The organism is Mogibacterium neglectum (assembly GCF_030644205.1).
In the GTDB taxonomy this organism is placed as follows: domain Bacteria; phylum Bacillota; class Clostridia; order Peptostreptococcales; family Anaerovoracaceae; genus Mogibacterium; species Mogibacterium neglectum.
In genome coordinates this window covers 1520245-1543049 of sequence record NZ_CP128647.1, presented here as the reverse complement: position 1 = coordinate 1543049, position 22805 = coordinate 1520245, and the positions used below count along the sequence as shown (strand labels likewise).

The 22805-nt window shown below is 41.1% G+C and carries 21 protein-coding genes; 18 read left to right on the top strand and 3 right to left on the bottom strand.

The window, feature by feature from the left end; translation table 11 throughout:
- Positions 1-37 precede the first annotated feature (37 nt).
- Positions 38-898 (top strand): bifunctional DNA-formamidopyrimidine glycosylase/DNA-(apurinic or apyrimidinic site) lyase, encoded by an 861-nt coding sequence (mutM, locus tag QU661_RS07145; protein ID WP_304989557.1) that lies wholly within the window; start codon positions 38-40, stop codon positions 896-898.
- A gap of 294 nt (positions 899-1192) precedes the next feature.
- Positions 1193-6283, top strand: a complete 5091-nt coding sequence (locus tag QU661_RS07140) for a leucine-rich repeat protein (RefSeq protein ID WP_304989556.1) — start codon at positions 1193-1195, stop codon at positions 6281-6283.
- A 66-nt stretch (positions 6284-6349) separates the two neighbouring features.
- Here QU661_RS07140 and QU661_RS07135 read toward each other — a convergent pair whose 3' ends face one another.
- Positions 6350-7105: a tRNA threonylcarbamoyladenosine dehydratase gene (locus QU661_RS07135; protein ID WP_304989555.1), complete on the bottom strand. Its 756-nt coding sequence runs from the start codon at positions 7103-7105 to the stop codon at positions 6350-6352.
- A 157-nt stretch (positions 7106-7262) separates the two neighbouring features.
- Here QU661_RS07135 and QU661_RS07130 point away from each other — a divergent pair, with 157 nt between their 5' ends.
- The 13 genes from QU661_RS07130 to QU661_RS07070 all read left to right on the top strand — a co-directional run bounded on the left by QU661_RS07130 (position 7263) and on the right by QU661_RS07070 (position 18843).
- Positions 7263-8144 (top strand): DUF445 domain-containing protein, encoded by an 882-nt coding sequence (locus QU661_RS07130; protein WP_304989554.1) that lies wholly within the window; start codon positions 7263-7265, stop codon positions 8142-8144.
- 143 nt (positions 8145-8287) lie between these two features.
- Positions 8288-8764, top strand: coding sequence for a peptidylprolyl isomerase (locus tag QU661_RS07125; protein ID WP_304989553.1), 477 nt, complete (start codon positions 8288-8290; stop codon positions 8762-8764).
- A 109-nt stretch (positions 8765-8873) separates the two neighbouring features.
- Complete coding sequence (locus QU661_RS07120; protein ID WP_304989552.1) at positions 8874-10526, top strand: putative manganese-dependent inorganic diphosphatase; 1653 nt, start codon at positions 8874-8876, stop codon at positions 10524-10526.
- A gap of 25 nt (positions 10527-10551) precedes the next feature.
- Positions 10552-11310, top strand: a complete 759-nt coding sequence (locus QU661_RS07115) for a threonine/serine exporter family protein (protein ID WP_304989551.1) — start codon at positions 10552-10554, stop codon at positions 11308-11310.
- Between the two features lies 1 nt (position 11311).
- The gene (locus QU661_RS07110) at positions 11312-11773 is read left to right on the top strand and encodes a threonine/serine exporter family protein (protein ID WP_304989550.1); all 462 of its coding nucleotides are present in this window, start codon (positions 11312-11314) and stop codon (positions 11771-11773) included.
- Between the two features lie 89 nt (positions 11774-11862).
- Positions 11863-12672 (top strand): SGNH/GDSL hydrolase family protein, encoded by an 810-nt coding sequence (locus QU661_RS07105; RefSeq protein ID WP_304989549.1) that lies wholly within the window; start codon positions 11863-11865, stop codon positions 12670-12672.
- On the top strand, positions 12673-13170 hold the full coding sequence (locus tag QU661_RS07100) for a DUF4358 domain-containing protein (protein ID WP_304989548.1): 498 nt from the start codon (positions 12673-12675) through the stop codon (positions 13168-13170).
- Entirely contained in the window at positions 13160-14563 is a 1404-nt protein-coding gene (locus QU661_RS07095; RefSeq protein ID WP_304989547.1) for an MBOAT family O-acyltransferase, read from the top strand. Before QU661_RS07100 ends, QU661_RS07095 begins: the two co-directional genes overlap by 11 nt.
- A gap of 16 nt (positions 14564-14579) precedes the next feature.
- Positions 14580-15773 carry a DHHW family protein gene (locus QU661_RS07090; RefSeq protein WP_304989546.1) on the top strand — a complete coding sequence of 398 codons (1194 nt, stop codon included), beginning with the start codon at positions 14580-14582 and terminating at the stop codon, positions 15771-15773.
- 288 nt (positions 15774-16061) lie between these two features.
- Positions 16062-16796: a hypothetical protein gene (locus QU661_RS07085; RefSeq protein ID WP_304989545.1), complete on the top strand. Its 735-nt coding sequence runs from the start codon at positions 16062-16064 to the stop codon at positions 16794-16796.
- Positions 16732-17799: a MucBP domain-containing protein gene (locus QU661_RS07080; protein ID WP_304989544.1), complete on the top strand. Its 1068-nt coding sequence runs from the start codon at positions 16732-16734 to the stop codon at positions 17797-17799. Before QU661_RS07085 ends, QU661_RS07080 begins: the two co-directional genes overlap by 65 nt.
- Positions 17800-17834: 35 nt before the next feature.
- Positions 17835-18557, top strand: a complete 723-nt coding sequence (locus QU661_RS07075) for a hypothetical protein (RefSeq protein WP_304989543.1) — start codon at positions 17835-17837, stop codon at positions 18555-18557.
- A gap of 7 nt (positions 18558-18564) precedes the next feature.
- Entirely contained in the window at positions 18565-18843 is a 279-nt protein-coding gene (locus QU661_RS07070; protein ID WP_304989542.1) for a hypothetical protein, read from the top strand.
- A gap of 269 nt (positions 18844-19112) precedes the next feature.
- Here QU661_RS07070 and QU661_RS07065 read toward each other — a convergent pair whose 3' ends face one another.
- Positions 19113-19799, bottom strand: coding sequence for a TIGR01906 family membrane protein (locus tag QU661_RS07065; protein WP_304989541.1), 687 nt, complete (start codon positions 19797-19799; stop codon positions 19113-19115).
- 211 nt (positions 19800-20010) lie between these two features.
- Between QU661_RS07065 and rd the strand changes: the two genes are divergently transcribed.
- Complete coding sequence (gene rd / locus QU661_RS07060) at positions 20011-20175, top strand: rubredoxin (protein ID WP_297968318.1); 165 nt, start codon at positions 20011-20013, stop codon at positions 20173-20175.
- A gap of 72 nt (positions 20176-20247) precedes the next feature.
- On the opposite strand, the gene QU661_RS07055 is transcribed toward rd, so the two are convergent.
- Entirely contained in the window at positions 20248-20976 is a 729-nt protein-coding gene (locus tag QU661_RS07055) for a DUF134 domain-containing protein (protein WP_304989540.1), read from the bottom strand.
- Between the two features lie 280 nt (positions 20977-21256).
- Here QU661_RS07055 and QU661_RS07050 point away from each other — a divergent pair, with 280 nt between their 5' ends.
- Entirely contained in the window at positions 21257-21571 is a 315-nt protein-coding gene (locus QU661_RS07050) for a YerC/YecD family TrpR-related protein (protein WP_304989539.1), read from the top strand.
- Between the two features lie 5 nt (positions 21572-21576).
- Positions 21577-22641 (top strand): histidinol-phosphate transaminase, encoded by a 1065-nt coding sequence (hisC, locus tag QU661_RS07045; protein ID WP_304989538.1) that lies wholly within the window; start codon positions 21577-21579, stop codon positions 22639-22641.
- Positions 22642-22805: the final 164 nt, after the last annotated feature.

The following is a 22805-nucleotide window of genomic DNA, read 5'->3' as shown; positions in this document are numbered from 1 at the left end:
AGCATGTATTACAATTAGTTTGAAGGGAGTAGACTAGATGCCTGAACTAGTAGAGGTTGAAACTGCGAGAAGGGTTCTCGCACCACAGCTAAGCGGCTGCACAATCGAAGATGTCGAGGTTAGGCTTGCAAAGAGTATAAAGAATTATAGCGCTGGTGAGTTCAAGAAGCTAGTGATTGGAAGCAAGTTTGACACCGTACTACGCCGTGGTAAATTCCTGATTTTCAACATGCTCACACCGAAGCATGAAGGTGCGCCAGAGGAGCTCAAACTCGTAGCTCACTACCGCATGACCGGGGTTCTCTTGGTGACACATCCAAGGTATGAGGAACTTAAGCACACGCATATAGTGTTTAAGCTGCGAGATGATAATGGCACAGAGAAAGAACTCCGCTATGTCGACCAGAGGCAGTTTGGCGGTATATGGGCTATAACGACAGGGGCTGAATTTAGAGCGACTGGCATCGGACAGCTCGGAGCAGAGGCGACGGACGACACACTTGATGGAGAGTATCTAAAGAGTCATCTAGCGAAGAGAAAGTCTGCCATCAAGACGGGGCTTCTTGACCAAAGCGTTATCGCAGGTCTTGGAAATATTTACACCGACGAAGTCCTATACCGCTGCGGAATTGTTCCGACTAGAGCTTGTAATTCGCTTACCGATTCTGAGTGGCAGGCTCTCGCTGACAAGATACCGACGATGATGAATTTCATGATAGAGAGGAACCAGATTTCTGAAGAGGATTACCTAGCTGGAAAGGGGACAGATTACAGAAACACCCCATTCCTACATGTTTATAATCATGCAGGAGAGGAATGTCCAAAGTGCGGAAGCAAGCTAGAGAAAACTGTGATTGCAGGCAGGAGCAGTGTGTACTGCCCTGAGTGTCAGGAGTAGTGCCGGAGTTTTAACAGATATTAATTAAAGGGAGATGAACACACATAGTGATATGCTCTCTTTTGTATTGCAAATGTGTAAAGCATGACTTGATAAATTAATCACTAATATGGTAGACTAACGGTATATTAGTTAGATGCATCTAACTAATATACCTATATTTCTTTTACTACTCAAGTTTAAGCATGTATTTCTGCACACCGGACATCAGATATAGTATATGACCAAACCTATATTTTGTGCGCTTGTGTGCTATGAACAGTCAGTACTCATTGATTTAAGAAAGGATAAGTTATGAGAGATTATAAGAAGAGAATCAGCTTATTCCTCACTGTGATAATGCTTATGCTAAGCTTCAGCCCGGCTTCGGCTTTTGCAGAGGTTGGACAGACGGCTGATAGCAATGATACAACAGTAATTCATGAGAATGTCGAAGCGTTAAAACAGGATAGCAAAGCTGTCTCAAATTTGTCTGATGGCAAGCAAGATTTGCAGGACAACGCTTTAACCTCCCAAGCGGTTGAAAACAAAGCCGCAGAAGATAAAGCAGATAATGCGAAGCTCAAGACACGCGCTACGGATCGCGGGAATCAGCAGTTTAACGAGGATGATTTCTATATTTCTGGAGTGAACTTTAACGGCTTAACGGATTCTGGAAAGGAAAAGCTCAAGGCAAGTAATGGAACCCTGGTTTTTCCTCGCATTAGGACGAAACATGGGAATTATGTAAGTCGCATTGGAGATAATGCTTTCAAGAATCTGGCTATTAAAACAGTTAGCTTCCCGTCATCTATCACGGAAATTGGACCACAAGCATTTTATAATAACGAAATTAGCAACCTGACATTACCGGATACTATCACCGAGATAGGATATGGTGCATTTAGCAATAATAGGATAAAAAAGCTTAAACTATCAGAGAAACTAAAAGAAATATTAGGATTTACATTTGCAAACAACTATCTTGATGAGGTTGTACTCCCAGATGGGCTGGTCAAGATTAACTACAATGCATTTGAAAACAATATAAGCACAAATTCTAACGGAAAGCTTAGACTTTTAGTTAAAAATCCGAATAAACTCACAATCGAACCTCGTGATGCGGACAAATATGAAATCGTGCCGCAGGCTTCAAATCCTAATAGATACGTGGCAGAGGATTTCGTACATGAGACAGTGTGGGATAAAAGCCTTCAAAAGAACGTATGCAAGGTTACCGGTTTATCGAATTCAGGTAAAACGAAGCTATCGAAGAACCTCGACTTGGTCATTCCTAATCAGATAGACGGTAAGGATGTTGAGGTTATAGGTAAAAATGCATTTCTGGAACGCGATTTATCATCAACTGTAAAGTTAACCTCAGTAAAGCTGCCAAATAATCTTCTTAAAATAGAGGATAGTGCGTTTGGTGGTAATGCGCTAAAGTCCGTAGCACTTCCGTCAAAGCTCCGAACAATTGAGCAAAATGCATTTTGTTACAATGATATTTCGACGTTGTTAATTCCTAACTCTGTTAAAGAAATTGGGATGAATGCATTTGGAGGAAATTCACTGGGTGAAGTCGAGATAGATAATTACAAAGGGCTTGTAAAATTGGATTTTCAGGCATTTGACAGCAATGTTAAGATTAAATACCTGAGAGTTAAGGAGTCATTTGATATCAATATCAAAGCAGATAACGGCGTAAGTGTAACAACTAGCCCGGCAGGTAAAGCTTCTGCAGGTGAATCGATTAAAATCTCTTACAATATCACAGATAGCAGTAAAGAGCTTATGTACATTAAGGTAAAGAGTGGAGAGTATAGCACAGTTACTGTGAAAGACAACACATTTACCATGCCTAAAAAAGCTGTGACGATAGAGGTAAAGCTAAAGGACAAATACACACATGATAAGTGGTGCGCCGAAGATTTTGAGTTTGGCTATTATGAACTCGGCAATCCGGACGATGATTTCTATCTATATGAATACTCAGTCAGGGGACTTTCTGAAAAAGGTAAAGCCAAGCTTAGCTCACTTAAAAATGTGGTTCTACCTAAGCAGGATGCAAAAGGAACATCACCTGTGTGGGTAAATGAAGATGCATTTAAAGGGCTTAAGATGGAGAGCGTTGAGATTCCCGGCAACTATACTCATGTCCAGAATAATGCGTTTAAAGGCTGTGGACTGAAGAAAGTCATTCTGCATGAAGGACTGATTTATGCAAATGATTCTGCATTCGAGAACAATGCTATAAGCGAACTGTCGCTTCCTACCACTTTCAAATACGCATCAAAAGCAGCATTTAAAGGGAATAACCTTAAATCGCTAAAGCTTCCGGAGATATGTGAGACCGTTGGACCGGAGAGCTTCATGAACAACAAGCTTGAAAAGGTGGAGCTGGGTTCCAGAGTGAAGCGGATTTACGGAAAGGCATTTGCCGGGAATAAGCTTAAAGAAGTCAATATTCCTAAGAGCATAAAGAACAAAGAAAATGGACTTGATGGGATATATTCAGATGCTTTTGATGACAATCCCGGGGTAGAGAATGTACCTAAAAAAGGCAAATCCAAGGTCATCCTCTGGACGCCTGAAAAGAATAACCCTAACAAGATTGTAAATAGAGGTAATTATGTTGTTGATCCTAAAATGCCAGAGTCACCTGCGCCGGGCGAATCAAAGTGGACTGCAGAAGATTTCACCTTCGGTACTATTAAGCTCAAGACTGCAGATAGTGGAATTGTAGAATTATACGCCGTAACAGGATTTTCTGACATTGGAATTAAAAAGCTAAAATCAGAAAAAGATTTGGTGTTGCCTACAGTTGATACAAAAGGCAAGAAAGTCGAAGCGGTTGCCGATAAAGCGTTTACAGCATCATATGGAGATAAGAGGCTTAATACGCTGAAAATTCCTGAAGGCTACGTATACATAGGCGGGATGGCATTTGCGTTTAATGGATGCGGGGGAGAACTGGTTCTGCCGGAAAGCATCAAGTATGTAGGCATGGCTGCATTCTTCAGAAATGAATTCACAAGCCTAGTTGTGCCTTCGAGTCTTGAATCAATCCCTGCTTCTATGATGAGAGGAAACAAGCTGAATAAAGTGGTATTTAAGGGAAACAACTTAAAGTCCATTGATAGGCTCTCGTTCTCTGAAAATAGACTTGAGGAAATCACAATCCCTGATTCTGTGAAAAAGATTGGGGCACAGGCATTTACGACTAATAATGGATCCGATAAGTACAAAGGTAAGTTGATTATTCGTACTGTGTCAGGAACAAATCCAAACAAACTGGCAGATGCAGAGAATTACTTGATTGACCCTAAAAATCCCGGTGAGGAGCCTCATATCAATTACAGCAAGTGGGAAACAAGTGATTTTGAATACAAAGGAACTGCAGTAACAGGGTTCTCAGAACAAGGTATACTCAAGAACAAGAAAAACAAGAATCTGGTAGTTCCGGATAAGACACCTAAAGGAGAAGCTGTTACAGAGATAGGCATAGATGCGTTTAGAAATCTCAATGCCGGATACGATATCGAGAGCATAAAGCTTCCTGAAACAGTGACTGAAATTGGAGACTATGCATTTCAATTCAATGATATTCGCAAGGTAAAAATGCCACGAGATCTCAAGAAACTTGGAATGGGTGTATTCATGATGTCCAATGTAAAAGAGATAGAGTGGAACGAGAAAATCGAATATATTGATCAGGCGTGCTTCTATATGTGTGAACTCGGCAAGCTTGAGGTTCCGGCATCAGTTGAAACAGTGATGAATGCATCGTTTAGAAAATGCGGACTAACTGAAGTAACCTTCGCTAAAGGTAGTAAGCTTAAAAAGATAGAGAGTCTGGCGTTTGCAGACAATAGTCTCACTGATATTAACCTTCCGGAAGGAATAGAATTTATAGGGAGCCAGGCATTTGGAGATAACGGATTCAAGGAGATAAATGTGCCTGCATCACTCAAGAAAATTGAGTTCCAGGCATTCGTAAACAATCCAAGTAAGAAAAATCCGGTACCGGTAATTATTCATACACCTGGGGGTAAGAATCTTAACGGGCTTACAGACGATCAGGGTAAGAGCTTTGTAATCGATCCTAAAGTAAAGGCAAGTGAATCGGAAAAAGCTGCTCTCAAGGCTGAGATTGAAAGAGCTGAGAAGGTTGATAACAACAAACTTACTAAGAAGTTTAAACCACTGTTTGATGAGACGCTTAAAGAAGGCAAGTCAATATATGCAGATGAAAATGCATCGCAGGCAAGCGTAAATGGCAGCATAAAGGAAATTAAGTGGGTACTGAATCGTGCAAGACTGAACAGGTTAATGTACGAGAAGGAGGCACTTGATGCCAGAAAGGATGAATTTGACGCAGAGAAGTGGGCAAATGTAGAAGCTGCATACAAAGATGCAGATACAAATCTGTTCTACGTCAATATTAGCGACGCCAAGCTGGATCACCTTATAAACACACTCTCTATTGCACTTAAGGCACTAGACTCGAGTACTGACGAATTACAAGGTGCGACTGCTTATGAAGGCGAGTTTGCAATAAAGAAAACTCACTACATTGAACCATATACTATCAAAGTAAAGGTGTGGGTGAAGGATGGTGTAATTGTTCATGTTATAAATAATGGTACAATTACAGATGATCCAAATGACGATGAAGAGCATAACGGTGGATATTTCAAACGAGCTATCGAAAATCTGTCAAAGTACAAGGGTAAGAAGGTAAAGGATGTTCTTGATAGCAAGCTTAGCAAAGATGTTGGTATAGATGCGGTATCCGGCGCCACTGTAAGCACAGACGGAATTCATGAAGCTATTAAAAATGCACTAAGCAAAGTTCCAAAGCCAGACCCCGGTGCTGAAGATAGTGTGAAGCTTGACCTGAATGATCCAACAGTCAACAAGGACACAGGAATTGAAATTAGTGGCGATACGCTTATCTACATAAAAGGAAAGTCAAAAGGTGCGGAACTCAGGATTCGCGGACTTAACTTTGCATCAGATAAAGGCAATATTAGTATTAAGGTAGACGGTAAAGCTATTTCAAAAGGTGATGCATATTCGCTGCGAGAAGGTAGTATCATAATAGGGTTTAATAAATCCTATCTGGATTCACTTTCTGTAGGGAACCACAGCATTTTGATAGCCACCGGCAAAGGTGATGTAAAGGTTAAGCTTGCAATAAGAGAAACTGGTGTATCTGAAGACAATCCAAATGCTCAGATTATCCCAACAAGAGGTAAGATAGCAGCGAAGCAACTTCGCTATGGGTCTCGCCCAGTAAGAACCGGAGACGAGAGTGAGGTAGCACCATTTATTTTATTAATGATGCTTTCCGTGGCTTCACTTGGTACGCTTCTGGCTATACGTAGAAGAAACAGCATATAAACAAGGAGCAAACATAGGATAAGCACTCACAACACACAAGATATTACTGCAACACAAAAGGTGGACCTAGCGTCCACCTTTTGTTCGTTTTTGTGAATCGAAGCCCGTGAGATCCTTCACGACTTCACTAGCTATTACAAGCCCTGCAGCAGCAGGGACAAATGGAGTTGAACCAGGAGCCACTCTGCCGGCAGTTCCTTTGCCTTCAGCCTCTCCGCCCTCCGGGATGATTGGCACGATAGGCTCCTCGGTGGAGCAGAGAACCTTTACACCTTTAATTTGCCTATCTTTGAGCCCTTTTCGTATAACCTTGGCAAGCGGATCCATAGATGTCTTTGCGATGTCCATAATGGCTAGCTTCGTAGGGTCAACACGGTTTCCACACCCCATGCAGGAAATTATCGGAACTCTCATGTCTTTACATCTCTCGATGATGTCGAGCTTTGCTGATACAGTGTCGACGGCATCCACAACATAGTCGTACTCGGTGAAGTCAAAATGCTCCGCAGTTTCAGGCAAGTAGAACATTTGGCGTCCTCGCACCTCGCAGTCGGGATTGAGCTGCTTAATTCGCTCCTCGCACACTGCTACCTTGCTTTCGCCGATAGTATCATGGGTGGCGATTATCTGCCTATTTATATTTGTCAGGCTGACATCATCGTTATCGATGATATCGAGAGCACCCACACCAGCTCTAGCGAGCGCCTCCACTACGTAACCACCGACGCCGCCGACGCCAAATACCGTAACTCGGCAGCCTTTCAGGGTCTCGATTGCGTCTTTTCCATATATTAATTCACTTCTTGAAAATTGATTAATCATATACTCGCAGGGGACTCGAACCCCCGTGCTTTATACCGAAACTTACAAAGTCAAATCACTAAAATATATTGCAATAAATCACTGAAATATCTTACATTATTATGCAAACTACGTCCAGTTAGTGATATAATTTCGTTCGTATGCAATGGAGGTTTTAATGATGTTTAAATATATCGCTGCTCCGCTAATCGGAGCACTTATAGGATATTGTACCAATTATATTGCGGTCAAGATGCTGTTCAGACCGCGCCGTGAGAAATACATCTTCGGTCACAAGGTGCCGCTGACACCTGGAGCTATTCCAAAGGGAAAGACTAGGCTTGCAAAGGCTGTAGGAGATGTTATATCGAATCATCTCGTCACGAGCGAAGATATCGAGAGCAAGGCACTTAATGAAGATACAGAAGCAGCTGTAGCTGAACGAATCATGAAGTTGCTGAAATCAGATATAGATAGTGGTTTTAGAGCGATTTCGTCCTCTGAAGAGGAATATGAGATGATTACGACAAACCTCGACTATGCGGTCACTCTTCGAATGGTGGATGCGATTAAGAACATCAATTTTGCAGATATCATCAAGGTGAAGGGCGGTCAGATAATCGGCGAGCAACTCGGCGGTTCGATGCTTGGTATGTTCATAAATCCGGAGATGATAGACGGTATTCTTGATTCGATTTCAGACAATATCGGAAGATATGTAGATGACCACTGTTACAAATTCTTAGCACCTGAGGTTAGCCGTAGTATGGAGAAGCTGCGTGGCGATAACGTTTACGATATTATAACAGGTAGTGGTGTGAGCGACGAGGAGCTGAGAGAGAAGGTAAGAGATATTTATAGGAAGACTATCAAAGCTGTGGTTCCAGAGCTTATAACTAAAATGGATATCGCTGGTATGGTCAGGTCGAAGATCGAGGATATGGAAGTTGAGCAACTTGAAGACATGGTCATGGAGGTGATGGCGAAGGAGCTCACTACTATCGTTAATCTGGGTGCGCTAATCGGTTTCGTACTTGGCCTAATTAATCTCATTTTTTAGATGAGAAGTACTGAAAAAAGCTAAAGAGTGATTATTTTTAAATAAAGCTTATTGTATCTTGCGGCGAACATACGCATGATGTAAAATTAATAAAGTTGAACAAATTAGCATTTGATTTTTGTACAAAAATGAAGGAGATATAGATGAAACATTTCGTAATTGAGATGGAAAATGGTGCAACAATGAGCGGTGAGCTCTACGAGGATATCGCACCTAAGTCAGTTGAAAATTTCATAGAACTTTGTGAGAAGGGCTTCTATGATGGCCTTATTTTCCACAGAGTTATTCCAGGCTTCATGATTCAGGGTGGATGCCCAGATGGAACTGGTATGGGTGGTCCTGGATACAGCATTCCAGGCGAGTTCTCATCTAACGGATTCAGGAATGACCTCAAGCACACTAGAGGAGTTCTCTCTATGGCTAGATCGATGAATCCTAACTCAGCTGGCTCACAGTTCTTCATCATGGTTGAGGATGCACCGCATCTGGATGGACAATATGCTGCCTTTGGCAAGGTTACAGAAGGCATGGACGAAGCAGACCGCATCGTTTCTGTTCCACGCAACATGATGGATAAACCTAACGAAGATCAGATAATCAAGACTATTACAATTAAGTAGTAATGCCTTCATATGCAGGTATCGGAGCATTTCGAACTGCTATATTCGAAGATTCGCCGCACTCCTACGAGTGTGGCGTTCCCAATTTTTAAGATATCCGGAGGTGCTCGTGGAATCCGATAAGAAGATAATAATAATTGGACATAAGAATCCCGACACCGATTCTATTTGCTCAGCGATTGGTTACACTGAGATTAAGAATCGAATTACGAATACCAATAATTATGTCGCTCGCCGTGCTGGTGAAATTAACGGTGAGACTGAGTTTGTGCTACAGAGATTCGGTGTTAAGGTGCCTGAATACGTGGACAATGTCGCCACTCAGGTTAGGGATATGGAGATTAGGCATACTCCTGGAGTTCCTAAGGAGATGACAATCAAGGAAGCTTGGAGCATCATGGGCAAAAGCGAGGCGGTAACCCAACCGATAACTGAGTCAGATAAGGTTATCGGACTTATTACAAAGGGTGATATCGCACGTACGTTCATGGATGCAGAGAGCAGTGCTTTCCTCTCAAGCACATCACCTAGGTTCAGCGATATTGCAACTACGATTGACGGACAGATTGTAGTCGGCGATGGAGAACGCCATTTTGAAAAGGGAAAGGTCCTTGTAGGAGCGGCACTGGTCGAGAGGATGCAAGGCGTAGTTCAGGAGCATGATTTAGTGATTCTTGTTGACCGCAAGGAAAATCAGATTGGGGCACTTGAGGCAGGTGCAGGATGTATCATCCTATGTCTTGGTGCGAAAGCCTCTAAGGAAGTCGCGGATCTTGCCAAGGATAAGAAGGCGGTCATCATTGAAACTGATTTAGACACGTTCTCAGTTTCAAGAGAAATCAACAAGAGCGTCCCTCTAGAAGCATTTATGACATCAGACGGTATCGAGGGCTTTAAACTGGATGATTATACGGACAGTGTGAAGGCTGAGATGGGAGCTACTAGGCATCGAGCGTTCCCTGTTACAGACAGCAAAGGTCGCTACATCGGAACAGTTTCGAGGCGTAATCTTCTAAATATCAGAAAGAAACAAGTCATTCTCGTAGACCATAATGAGAAATCACAGGCAGTGGATAATATCGATGATGCGGACATCCTTGAGATTGTGGACCACCACAGATTAGGGACTATCCAGACACTTCAACCGATATTCTTTAACCTGCAGCCAGTAGGTTGTACGGCGACAATTCTGTACCAGATGTATATAGAGCGAGGCATCGATGTACCTAAGCACATTGCAGGGCTACTCTGTGCGGCAATCGTTTCTGACACACTTATGTTCAGGTCGCCGACATGCACGACACAGGATAAGATGGCTGCTGGTGCACTAGCGTTAATTGCGGGTATTGACATAGAATCATTTGCCACAGAGATGTTCGAAGCAGGCTCGGATCTCAAGGATAAGTCGGCAGAGGAGATTTTCTATCAGGATTATAAGAAGTTCACATTCGGAAGCTCAAGCTTCGGTGTTGGACAGATAAGCTCGATGAACGAAGGGGAGCTTAGCAATATAAAAGAGATGCTTCTTCCGCTCATGGAGCATGAGTGTGGCAAGAACAAAGTATCAATGGTATTCTTTCTGCTTACCGATATCAAACATTCCTCGTCAGAGATGCTTTATGCTGGGGAACATGCCCGAGAGATGATAATGAGTGCATTTCCATTGGCAGTTCCGACAGATGGAGGGTTTAAGATAGACGGGTTGCTATCGAGAAAGAAACAGCTCATACCAGCGTTTATGGACGCTATTCAAGGCGTTTAAATAATATTTTTAGGAAAGGAAAGAAATGGATTACAAGAGGATTCTTAAGGAAATTCTGAACATAGGCAGAGAGATGCTTCGCGCAGGCGCTGAGGTGAGTAGAGTTGAAGACAGTATGTACAGAATGTGCAAGAGCTACGGCTTCATGCATGCAGATATCTGGGTTATCTACAGTAACATTCAGGCAACAGTTGAGACAGCGGAGGGCGATATCATAACGCAGATTAGACATATACCTTCTACTTCATCGAACTTTGATAAGCTCGACTATCTCAACAATTTATCAAGACGCGTATGTCGTCAGAAACCAAGCCCAGATGAGGTTGCAAACATGCTACAAGAGGTTCTGGATAGAAAACCTCAGCCCGCATGCCTAGAGTATCTGGCAGGAATCCTCGGAGGAACAGGATTCGGCGTGTTCTTCAACTGCGGAGTTAGGGATGCGATTATCGCTGCAATATCTTCGATAATCATTGTTTTCCTAGGCAGGAAATTAGCGAAGACAGAGAGTAATCCTCTGATTTCCAACTTCATTCAGTCCTTTATCACAGAGGTATTCATTATCCTTTCCGTATATGTAGGCTTTGCGGAAAAGTCAGGAAACATCACAGTTGGTGTAGTAATGCTCCTCGTAAGTGCGCTTGGGTTTACGAATGGAATCAGCGACCTACTTCACAAGGATACACTTGCTGGAATACTTAATATTTCAAACGCTATAATCGGAGCGGCAGGAATCGCCTTCGGAATAGCTTCAGCAATTCTATTATTCAAGGGGGTGTTCTAAGATGACCGAATTAAATCCAAGTATCATAATACAATTCATTTCGTGTACCGCTGCCTGTGTGGGCTTCGGTCTATGGTTTAACGTTAGAGGGAAGCAGGTGCTTTTCTGCGGAATTGGAGCATTCTGCACATGGGGAATGTACGTGATTTCCGATGAAATTCTCCACAATTACTTTCTGGCGACACTTGTCAGTGCTATATTTGTAGCGGGCTATGCGCAGGTTATGGCTAGAGTTAACAAAGCTCCTGCAACAATATTCCAGAGTGTATGCGCATTTCCTTTAGTACCGGGAAACAACCTTTACTTCGTAATGTACGCTATGGTAATGGATATGCCTAAGGAGACCGCAAGTGAGGGCAAGCAGCTGGTCCTGAACTGCCTAGGAATTGCGATGGGATTCATGGTAATAGAGATTGTAAATAAGTACGGAACTCTGTTCTATCACATGCTCAAAAGGGCATAAAAAATTCATGAGTTAGATTAAAAAATAGCCACAAAAAGGCGGTATAGATGGTACTATATAGTCTGAGGATTTTACCTAGAAGGGGGAATATGGCTAGAGTTAAAAATAATAAGCAAGCTACAAATGTAGCAAAAGAATACATCAAAGACATGGATAAGAATAAAGTGGCAAGTATCATCTTGCTGCTTTTTCTTGTCGTTTTTTTATTCAACCTACTGAAGTTCAACCGCAAGGTTCCAGTAGGAAAGGATGATATTGAGAGGAATAAGAAGAGCGTTGAGGCGCTACAGAAGAGCTCTGTAACTAGCGTTGAAGAGGCTGTTTCGGCACTAGGCGGAGAGGTGTCTGCAAATGGTCAGAGCAATAAGGCTAGATATATGAGCAAGTTCAAGGGTAGCATCGTTGTCGGTGACTCGGTAACTGAGGGACTAAGTGTATATGGCTGGCTGAGCGATGATCAGGTATTTAGCAAGATTGGTTCAAGTGTAATGACTGGAGATGACCTATTCTCGAGTGCTGCGGGAACTTATCCAAGTACTGCGTTCTTCGCATTTGGAATGAACGACATGGGTAATTATAGAGGTGACGAAAAAGCCTTTATCAAGAAGTACGCAGCAAGGTTAAAGGCTTTTCACAAGGCTTCGCCTAAGACGAAGATTTGTGTGTGCGGTATTTCGGCACCTACTGATTCAGCGATGGCTAAGAATAAGTCGATTAGCAATTATAAGAAATTTAACAGCGCAATCAAGAAGATGTGCAATAAGAATAAGTACGTATATATTCCAACTGCAGATATTCTGCAGAAGCATCCAGAGCTATACGCTGGTGATGGCATTCACGCTCAAGCTGCGTATTATCCGTACTGGCTAGATAGGATGATTGAGGAGGCAGAACTGTAGATGAATAGTAAATCACGCAGAGATATTATAAGATATGGTAGAATCTTAAAATGTGTACTTCTCGTTATCTTGTTTGCATTTCTCGCTATCGTGTATAGCCGCGAAAATGCAAAGGATGTCTCCATGGATAAGATAGATGCACAGCTTATCAAGAAGACTAATATAGAGAAGCTACAGAAGCAGAAGCCTCGTGACCTCGTGCAGTTCATAAGGCTAGATGCTAATAATTATGAGGCCGTTCTGTATTACAAGAGCAAGGAGGCTCTATCTGTTGATGAGGTTCTCGTCATCAAGGTCAAGAACAAGTCTGATGTTAAAGCTGTCAAAGATGCTGTAGAAAAGCGTATCACAAGCCAGATAGAGGCATTTGACAATTATGGGCCTGAGCAGGTCAAGGAGCTTAAGAATGCAATCGTGACTTCTAGGGGCAAGTACGTATTCTATGGAGTTGCCAAGGATCCAGATAAATATGAGGAGGTACTATTAAGTGTTATTTAGCAGTATTATCTTCATATTCTATTTCCTCCCGATTACGATGCTCGTATACTATCTGATTCCGAAGGAGCAGACGGGAAAGCGCAATATTGTGCTGCTCGTTGCCAGCTTGTTCTTTTACAGCTGGGGAGAACCAGTATACCTATTCTTGATGCTGTATAGCGCGTTCTTCAACTACTTCATGGCTATTCAAATTCATAACGAGCAGAAGTATGGGGGAACCGGCAGGAGAAACCTGCTGTTTACGGTGGTTGTGGACCTTCTGATACTCGGATTCTTCAAGTATTTCGGGTTTCTTATGGATACCATTACATCGATTACAGGATGGCACATTCACTACACTTCACTCGCACTGCCAATCGGAATTTCGTTCTACACATTCCAGGCGATGTCTTATGTATTTGATGTGTACAAGGGAAAGGTTACACCGCAGTATAGCTTGCTCAAGTTCTCGCTATACCTATCGTTCTTCCCACAGCTCATCGCTGGACCAATCGTTAAGTACAGGGATGTTGAACTTCAGATAGACAATCGCGAGACTAGCCTTGTTAAGTTTGGTGAGGGCTCGTCGAGATTTATACTCGGACTGGGCAAGAAGGTAATTCTTGCCAACGCACTCGGTTCGCTCTATACAGAAATTTCGAGTCTGCCACATGGTCAGGTCTCGGTGGTACTGTACTGGATTGGAATTGTGGCTTATACCTTACAAATATACTTTGACTTTAGCGGATATTCCGACATGGCGATAGGTCTCGGTAAGATGTTCGGCTTCGTGTTTGACGAGAACTTCAACTATCCGTATATTGCATCGACTATCACGGATTTCTGGCGCAGATGGCACATGTCGCTATCTACTTGGTTCCGTGAGTACGTGTACATTCCGCTCGGCGGAAACAGAGTAAAGGTGCACAGACACATTTTAAATCTGCTCATAGTGTGGTCGCTGACTGGTCTATGGCATGGTGCGAGCTGGAACTTCGTGCTCTGGGGCGCATATTTCGGAGTGCTGCTGATACTCGAAAAGTATGTGTATGGTAAATATCTCGAGAAGGCGCCAAACTGGTTTAGGCACGTATATGCGATCGTCATAGTTATGATAAGCTGGGTGTTTTTCAGCATCACAGATATCAGCAAGGCGCTATCGTATCTCGCTGTCATGTTTGGACTAGGTAAGGTTTCGTTCATAAATGTTACAGCACTGTACTACATAAGAACGAATTTCATCATTCTGACTGCCTCTGCGTGCGTGGCAACACCATATCCAATTGAGAAATTCAGAGAGCTATATAAGAAGAAACCAGCGGTAGGAACTGCGCTGGTGTTCGCAGTACTCATTGTTTCTGTCGCATATCTAGTATATGGTTCATACAATCCGTTCCTGTACTTCAGATTCTAGCGTAGAGGAGTAAGTTTTGAAGAAGATTAACCGTTTTAGAAATGAAATAAAGGCCGAACTAGAGCAAAGTTCGGAGAACAAAATGGCAGCGTATACTGGTGTCATATTTGTGTTTGTCCTTGCGGCTGTATTTCTTATAAATCTCATAGTTCCAGACAAGTCATTCTCATCTTCTGAAAACCGCATGCTGCAGGAGTTTCCGAGCATATCTGTTTCGAACTATTTTGGCGGTAGATTAGAATCCAAGATGGAAAGCTACGTGGACGACCAGTTCCTTCTGCGGGGGTCTTTTATCAAGGTTAAGTCGGCTGTTGATGTGACTGAAGGGAAACTCAAGGCTAACGGGGTGTATAGAGCTCGTGATGGATACCTGATCGAGGATATAGTGACTCCAGATCAGAAGACAATTAGCTCTGTTGAAACTGCGCTCAAGAATTTCAAGACCAAGTATCCTAAGCTAAGTATGACATTCCTCCTCGCTCCAAATGCAGGGAATATCATGTCCGACAAGCTACCGATAACTGTCAGACTGGCGGATCAGAACAAGATGATGGATGATTTTTACCAGAATATCAGGGCTTCAGGAATTAAAACTATAGATGTAAGGAAGACTTTCAATAAGAAGAAAGAAGATGTACAGCTTTATTACAGGACTGACCACCACTGGACGAGCGATGGCGCTTACCTCGCGTACAAGGCTATTGTACCAGCACTAGGTGCAGGTATGCCGATGGAGTTTGAGAGTAAGGTTGTTAAGAACGACTTTGCGGGAACGATGTACTCGAAGAGTGGATTTACAGGCGGAAGATACGATAGTATCAAGATAAATTTACCTAAAAATAAGAAAGCGGCAAAACCGTCGGTCATCTATTATGGTGACACTAAGAAGAAGACCACTAAGTTCTATCAGCTTAAGAACCTAGATAAGAAGGATGCGTATACGGTATTTGGAGGCAGCAACCATCCGATGTACACGGTCAAGACTCCGACAGAGTCTAACAGGAGGCTGCTCCTGATTAAGGACTCGTATGCGAACAGTGTGATTCCGATGCTGGCGCAGCATTACCGCGAGATTGTGGTTGTGGATCCGAGATATTACTTTGATAATGTCGATGATCTTATTGCATCGGAGGGGATAACCGATGTGCTGTTCCTTTATAATGCGAATACGTTCTTTGCGGATGATTCGCTGTCAATGATGTTTCAATAAAAAAGTGAAGCGTGAGCCTCGGCAAAGAGTCTCGTTTGCTTGACGAATTATATGAAAGCTGCGAAACTTGATGCGCTGAGACAATTCTCGCTTTCATTAATTTGTTACAGCGCAAACCTTGAACTTGCCGAAACCTCACACTTTCTACTATTTTATTCTAGGCGTTTGAATAGAGGTGACTGAGAATATGAAGTGCAATATGTTCCATATAGTACTTGCTAAAATACAATTATAGATATAAAATTTATACAATTTTTATATCTAATAAAAATTGGAGAAGTGTGTATCATGATAAAGAAGATTTCATCTATTGTTATTTTAGTCTGCATTATTTTATTTAATATCACACCAATCGTTATGGCAGCAGACTATGCCGAACTTGGTGATTCATCAGCAGCAAACGGAAGCTTATCAGAAGAAACAGAACAAACAGCAGATAACACACCCAGCATAAGTGGTGTGAATGTTTCTGGTGACTTTAATGAGGGTACTCGTGGTCCTGACTATTTTAAGAATATCAAAATTGATTTGATAGGAGAGAATCTTACGGAGGACAACTTCCTAACTGAAGAAGGTCTAAGATGGACGGATAAAACAGAAGTTGAGCTCATATCGGACAGGGAGGTTGGGCATCTGAATTCCAGCTCTAATTTTGGATCTGAAAGACCTAGTGTTCCAGTTAAAATGTTCAGCACAGATAACGGATCATCAGGAAGAATAACTTATGTTGGAAAGACAAAATCAGGAATAGACCTAGATTTAATCTGGGAGATTGAAGATTCAGATAAAGACGATTGGGAAGCCAACTCTGGATTAAATAGGCACGGAAGCATTAGAGGAATTGGTTTCTCAGGAGAGCAGTTCTTTCCTAATGCTATCGGAAACTCTATATCAGTATTATATAACAATGCCAATAACATTTCTATTAACTACAAAATAGTAAAGCACGGTACTATGGATGAATCAAGTAGTACTGAGCTTCATATCTTCAGATATAGATACAGCACAAGGTGTATCTACTGACCTTGCAAATCTAGCTGAACTAATACCAAGCACATCTAACCTTGTAAAGGATAACGATATCATCTATGATGCTACACCTGGGACAGTAGGACTAAATGGTGCTAGGGATCTGCCAAGAGGAGGTTACCTTGGAGCTGGATTCCTGTCCGCTTTTAACTATACATTCTATTCTCCTGCGCCACCAAGATATGGTAATTCATTTAATTATTCAATGGCAGTAAGGTATGCCCTATTCGGTAGCAGCTTGCAGGCAAAACTAGAAACAAAGGTTAACCAGCATATAAGGATAGAGTATATAGATGAACAAGGAACCCCTATAAAGCAAGCTACAAATCTAAAAGGAATAACTGGATATAGCTATAGGATAGATAAAGCAGATATACTAAACTACAGCTTAATTGGTGTACAAAAGGATATAAGTAATATAAACAAACCGATAATTCGCTTTGTATACAGGAAAAATCCAGTGCAGGAAAGCACCGCAAACAGCATAGCACCACAAAATCGTGCAAAAAGGACCAGAAGAAGCATACAGAGTAATGCTGTAAAAACTAATAGAACATATAAAGCGGCAACTAGCAGCAGTGCGAAATCATATACCAAATCTAAGTCATCTAAAAAAGACCCATTCCTAGTAAATACAGGAATGAATGCGGAGGAAAAGAAGGCATTCATACAATATCTCAAAGAGGTAGAGAAGAATGCGAGAAAGAAATACGGGAATAATAGAGATAAGATAAATCACGAGGTCGCAAATGCGATAATATATCCAGTATATAAAGGAGATAGATTACAATCAAATGCGAATAATCTGATAAAACCAGACGTATCGAAAAAAACTTATAAAAATGCAGATGAAACTTTAAATAAAATATATCAAGATGACAAATACCCAGTCGACCTTTCGCATATGGCATCTCCATTAGGGAGCTATGAAAGAAGTAGCATACGAAAAGAACTTAAAAAGGGTCTAGCAACTTTGCCAATAACAGTTATGAAATAAAAGAACTTACAATAGCGAGAGCAGCAAGACCTTTAGTGAATTATGAAAAAAGCAAGATAATGAAAGGGATTAAAAATATACTAGCAGATAGACCATACGCAGTTACAGGAAAAGATAAGTTCTTTTATCTAAATTCTTATACAGGGGATTATTGGACGCATATGGACGAAAAGGATTTAAGATCTGATAAAGATGCGATTATCTTAAAATATCATCCAAAATACAAAGGGAAGCTATATAGCAAAAGCATAATAGACTACTACAGCCAGGATAATCTTGATGAAAAAAGGGAGAAGCTGTTCAAAGAAATTTTGGAAAAACAAGCAGGACCTGGAGTAACGGCTGATGAGCAATTGTTTTTAAATAATTTTTCTGCAACATTATCAATAGGAGGTATTGGACTACTAATATATTTTGGATACATAAAAAAAGATAAGGAAACAATTAAAAAAATAAATGCTGCTAAAAAGAATAAGCGTAAAATACTAAAAAAGGCTATTAAGATTTATAAAAAGAAAATAAGCCATTCGTTTATTGGTGAAAGAATAAAAAATATAAAGGCACGAGCAACTAGAGTAATTCGTAGTGTAAAAAAAGGTATAAGAAATGGCGTAAAGGTAATAAAGAAATTAACTAATGTAGCGAAAAATAAGTGCAAAAAAATAGTAAGAACAACAATGAAGTATATAGCAAAACAAAAAAAGAAAGTTGTATCTAAACTGACAAAGAAGCTGAAAACATTATTTAAAAGGAAGTAGATTAAGCATGAATAAAAATAGAATAATAGGCATTAGTATATTAGTGCTAACTATGGGGATATTATTAATAGTTGCCAACCTATACATCGACTACAATCTCAGGAAATACTCCGTTTATTATGCCCACAACATGGAGCATAAGAAGGGAACACATCCAGAAATGGCAATGGCATTAGAGAACATAAAGGTTATACATACACCAGAGAGTAGAGGAATAAGATATGACTATGATGGACTGGCGAAAGTGTATAACGAAAGAAATAAAAATAATGGTATTGCGCCTTAGATTTGTGCAACTTATGTTCAGAAAAATACAGAATATCTTTACGTAAGCCACGATAATAATAGTTATATTTTTAATGCTGATTTTACTCTAAAAATTGTTTACAATCACGATTCAGCAAATCTGGATCCAGAGAAGAGTGATATCGACGAAGAAGAATTATATAAGGAAGTTTATAAGAACTTCGGCTTCCTCGTCGAAGCCAATGTCAATCGCAAACCACTTATTAACATGCAGAAAGAGTTCAACAAGAAGTACTATAAGCGATTCAATTAGTTTCGAGGTCGCAATTTCAACGTCACAACAACAGCAATCGCAACCACGACAAAGTAGATTACGCATATCACGAGTGCCGTTTGCTCGAAAAACGACTGTGGTAGCAAGTTGATGAAATCGCTTTCGTCCGGGTTAAGCCTCCAGTAATTATTGGCAAATAGAACCCTATGAAATATCGTAAATGCTTTATCGAAATTTACCGCCGCTATTCCGACTATCAGCAGGAAAGCGGCATTTGTAATTATGCATGTTGCTACAAATGTTTTACGGATAGAAAACCTTGCAGATTGATGATGTTTACAGTGTATAATAATATAGATAAGAGATATCAAACATATTAAAGCGGCTATAAACCTCAAGCGGTAAGCTTTAAGAACGATGTTTCGCACATCCTTAAGATGAGCCTTTTCACGCGCATTATAAAACTCCTGCCGAGCTCCATCGGCAGTTACCTCTATATTTAGATTTTCTCGATTGCCGCGCAGGTACTCCATCATTTCGTCAAATGCATATAGGGCATTTTTCATATCCATATCTCGATTTAAGTCGCCTAGAACTTCGTGACCTTCAAACTGATATCGATAATATCCTGGAATGTGATACATAGTCATATCAGCTGCCGTTAGAAGTGCAGATACCATGAAACCCAGCGCGCATATAATTGCTATGATTTTAATCTTCAATTCAGAGGCTCCTTTCTATAGAATTAAATCTATCATTACAGGGGGAATTCTACAAGTGAGATGAGACATAGTCATAGAAGTGAGGAGGTTTAATATAAAATGTTTTATATATAAAACACAAAATTACTTTACAATTAAATTAAATGTGATACAATCGATTTATAAACAATTGATTACAAAATTAGATTTAATTTTAGAGGAGGATATTGATATGCAGAAGTATGTATGTGACGTTTGTGGATACGTTTATGACCCAGCAGTTGGTGATCCAGATAACGGAATCGAGCCAGGAACTGCATTTGAGGATCTACCAGATGATTGGGCTTGCCCTCTTTGCGACGTTAGCAAGGATATGTTTTCTGAGACAGACGAATAATTAATAAAATAGGTTATACAACAAAGTGGGATATCGCATAACGCGATACCCCACTTTTTATAATCTAAACAATTAATTATGGCAACCATGATTTCCGCATCCACTCTCGTGGTGATGATGCTCGCCATGATGATTGCACTTAACCTCAGGATTGAATTTAAGTTCATCCTTGAGTAGCAAATCAATAGCTTCATCTGCATTTCCGGAAACACCACCAAATAGCTTGATATCAGCATCTGCTAGTGCTTGTTGTGCACCTCCGCCGATTCCGCCGCAGATAAGAGTGTCAACATTATTAGTCGTTAAGAATCCTGCAAGTGCGCCGTGACCGGCACCGTTAGTATCGACAACCTGTGAAGCGATAATTTTCCCATCTTCTACATCATAAAGCTTGAACTGTGAAGTCTTACCAAAGTGTTGGAAGATGTCTCCGTTATCATATGTTACTGCAATTCTCATGATTCTGTCTCCTTTATAAGTTTTTGTTCCTATGTTGTAATCAATAATGTCGGACTGCAGATGTACGTGCCCTCCTTCTATTACAAGAAATTTGCCGTTTACAATCACGTCAGCTAGCTTTGTTCTTGCGCGTTCATATATAGCCGTAACTGTAGTTCGTGCTACATTCATCTTTTTCGCTGTCTCTTCGTGGTTTAGGTGTTCAAGATCAATAAGTCTTATCACTTCAAACTCATCTACAGAGAGGATAATTTGTTCGCCGTAAGTAATACCTTGCGGCTCGAAATGCGTGTATTCAGGTACAGTTTCAACATTTCTTAGTTTTGTCTTTCTTCCGGGCATGGTACTCTCCATCTGCTATTACTGACATATGTCATCATCATAATACAGCAATGGCCAAATAAAGTCAACAATTATGACATATGTTAAAAATGATAATTTTGCTTTTCATGTAAGAATTTGTAACATAAAATATATGTGTATTTTTCCGATATATCATCTATGAACATTTTGAATAATACATTTTTCCAAAATCGTCAGTCTAACTTGCTGTTTGAATTTAGCGCACTAAAGTGATAGTATGAATTCATATATTACACTGAGAAAAATCGAGGTATCGAACATGAATAAAGTTGAATCAAGATGGCTACAGAACTTTGTTGACGCGATTCTGTCGCTAGAGACTGAGGAGGAATGCATAAAGTTCTTCGAGGACATTTGTACGATTAAAGAATTTCAGGACTTAGCGCACAGACTCGAGGTAGCTAGACTTCTTACAGATGGCAAAGTTTTTAATGAAATCAGCAAGTTAACTGGTGCAAGCTCCGCTACGATTACGAGGGTCAACAAATGCCTTATGTACGGAGAGGGCGGGTACAAAACTGTGCTGGATAAAAATAATAATTTTGAAGAAAACGGATATACAGAAGAACAGTAATAGTCATGAGCAGATTTATCAGAGATTTATACAAGGACTTCAAGTCATATACGCCGGGCGAGCAGCCCAAGGATAGGAAATATCTCAAGCTCAACACCAACGAGTCGCCGTTCCCACCTGCACCTGCCGTATACCAAGCTATGCGTGATGCTGACATGGAGCAGATGCGCCTTTATCCAGACCCGACAGGCAGGAAACTCAAGGTCAAGATGGCTGAGCTCTACAGAGTGCAGCCAGAGAATGTGTTTCTGTCAAATGGCTCAGACGACATTCTGAACTTCGCTTTCATGGCGTGGAACGACACGAATGACAGTATCGTCATCCCCGATGTTACCTATAGCTTTTACGAGGTTGTGGCACGTCTCCATGAGATAAAGTATGAGATTAAGCCGCTACGTGATGACTTGACTGTAGATATGGAAGGATACATAGGAATAGATAAGAATATAGTTTTGCCTAATCCAAATGCTCCGACTGGAATCGCACTCACCCGTACCCAGATTGAAGAGCTCGTTAGGTCGAATCCCGATAATGTAGTAATTATAGACGAAGCGTATGCAGGCTTCGGTGCTGAATCGGCAATTCCTCTCACTCGTGAGTACGACAATCTGCTTGTCGTGCAGACTTTCTCGAAGTCGAGGAGCTTTGCGGGAGGAAGGCTTGGCTTTGCGATAGGAGATGCTGCTCTTATCGAGGATCTGACCAAGATGCAGTATTCGACAAATCCTTATGCGGTCAACGCTATGTCACTTATTCTGGCAGAGGCGGCAGTTGAAGCGGATGACTACTATCAGGAGAACCTGCAGAGGATCATTGAGGCGAGGGATTATGCAGCGAATAAGCTGAATGCTCTAGGCTTCGATGTACTGCCATCTCAGGCAAATTTTCTTTACATGAAGATGGATGGTTTCGGCGGCCGAGAGCTATACGAGAAGCTTAAGGAACGTGGGGTACTTGTGCGCCACTTTGCTAAACCTAGGATAGATGATTATATAAGAGTAACGATAGGAACCAAGGAGCAGATGGATGAGCTTGTAGAAATTATAAAGGCGGTTTTGGCGGATAAGTAATTAGGTTGCTGCGAGCAAAGCAAAATATCTTAGAAACTAGGCATAATGTCTAGTTTTTTTTATTCAGTATAATGCATATTGACAAACTTATGGGGGGGGGTGATACTCTCCTATTATGTAATAATGTTTATAATTAAATACAGAATATGCATCTATATAGTTTA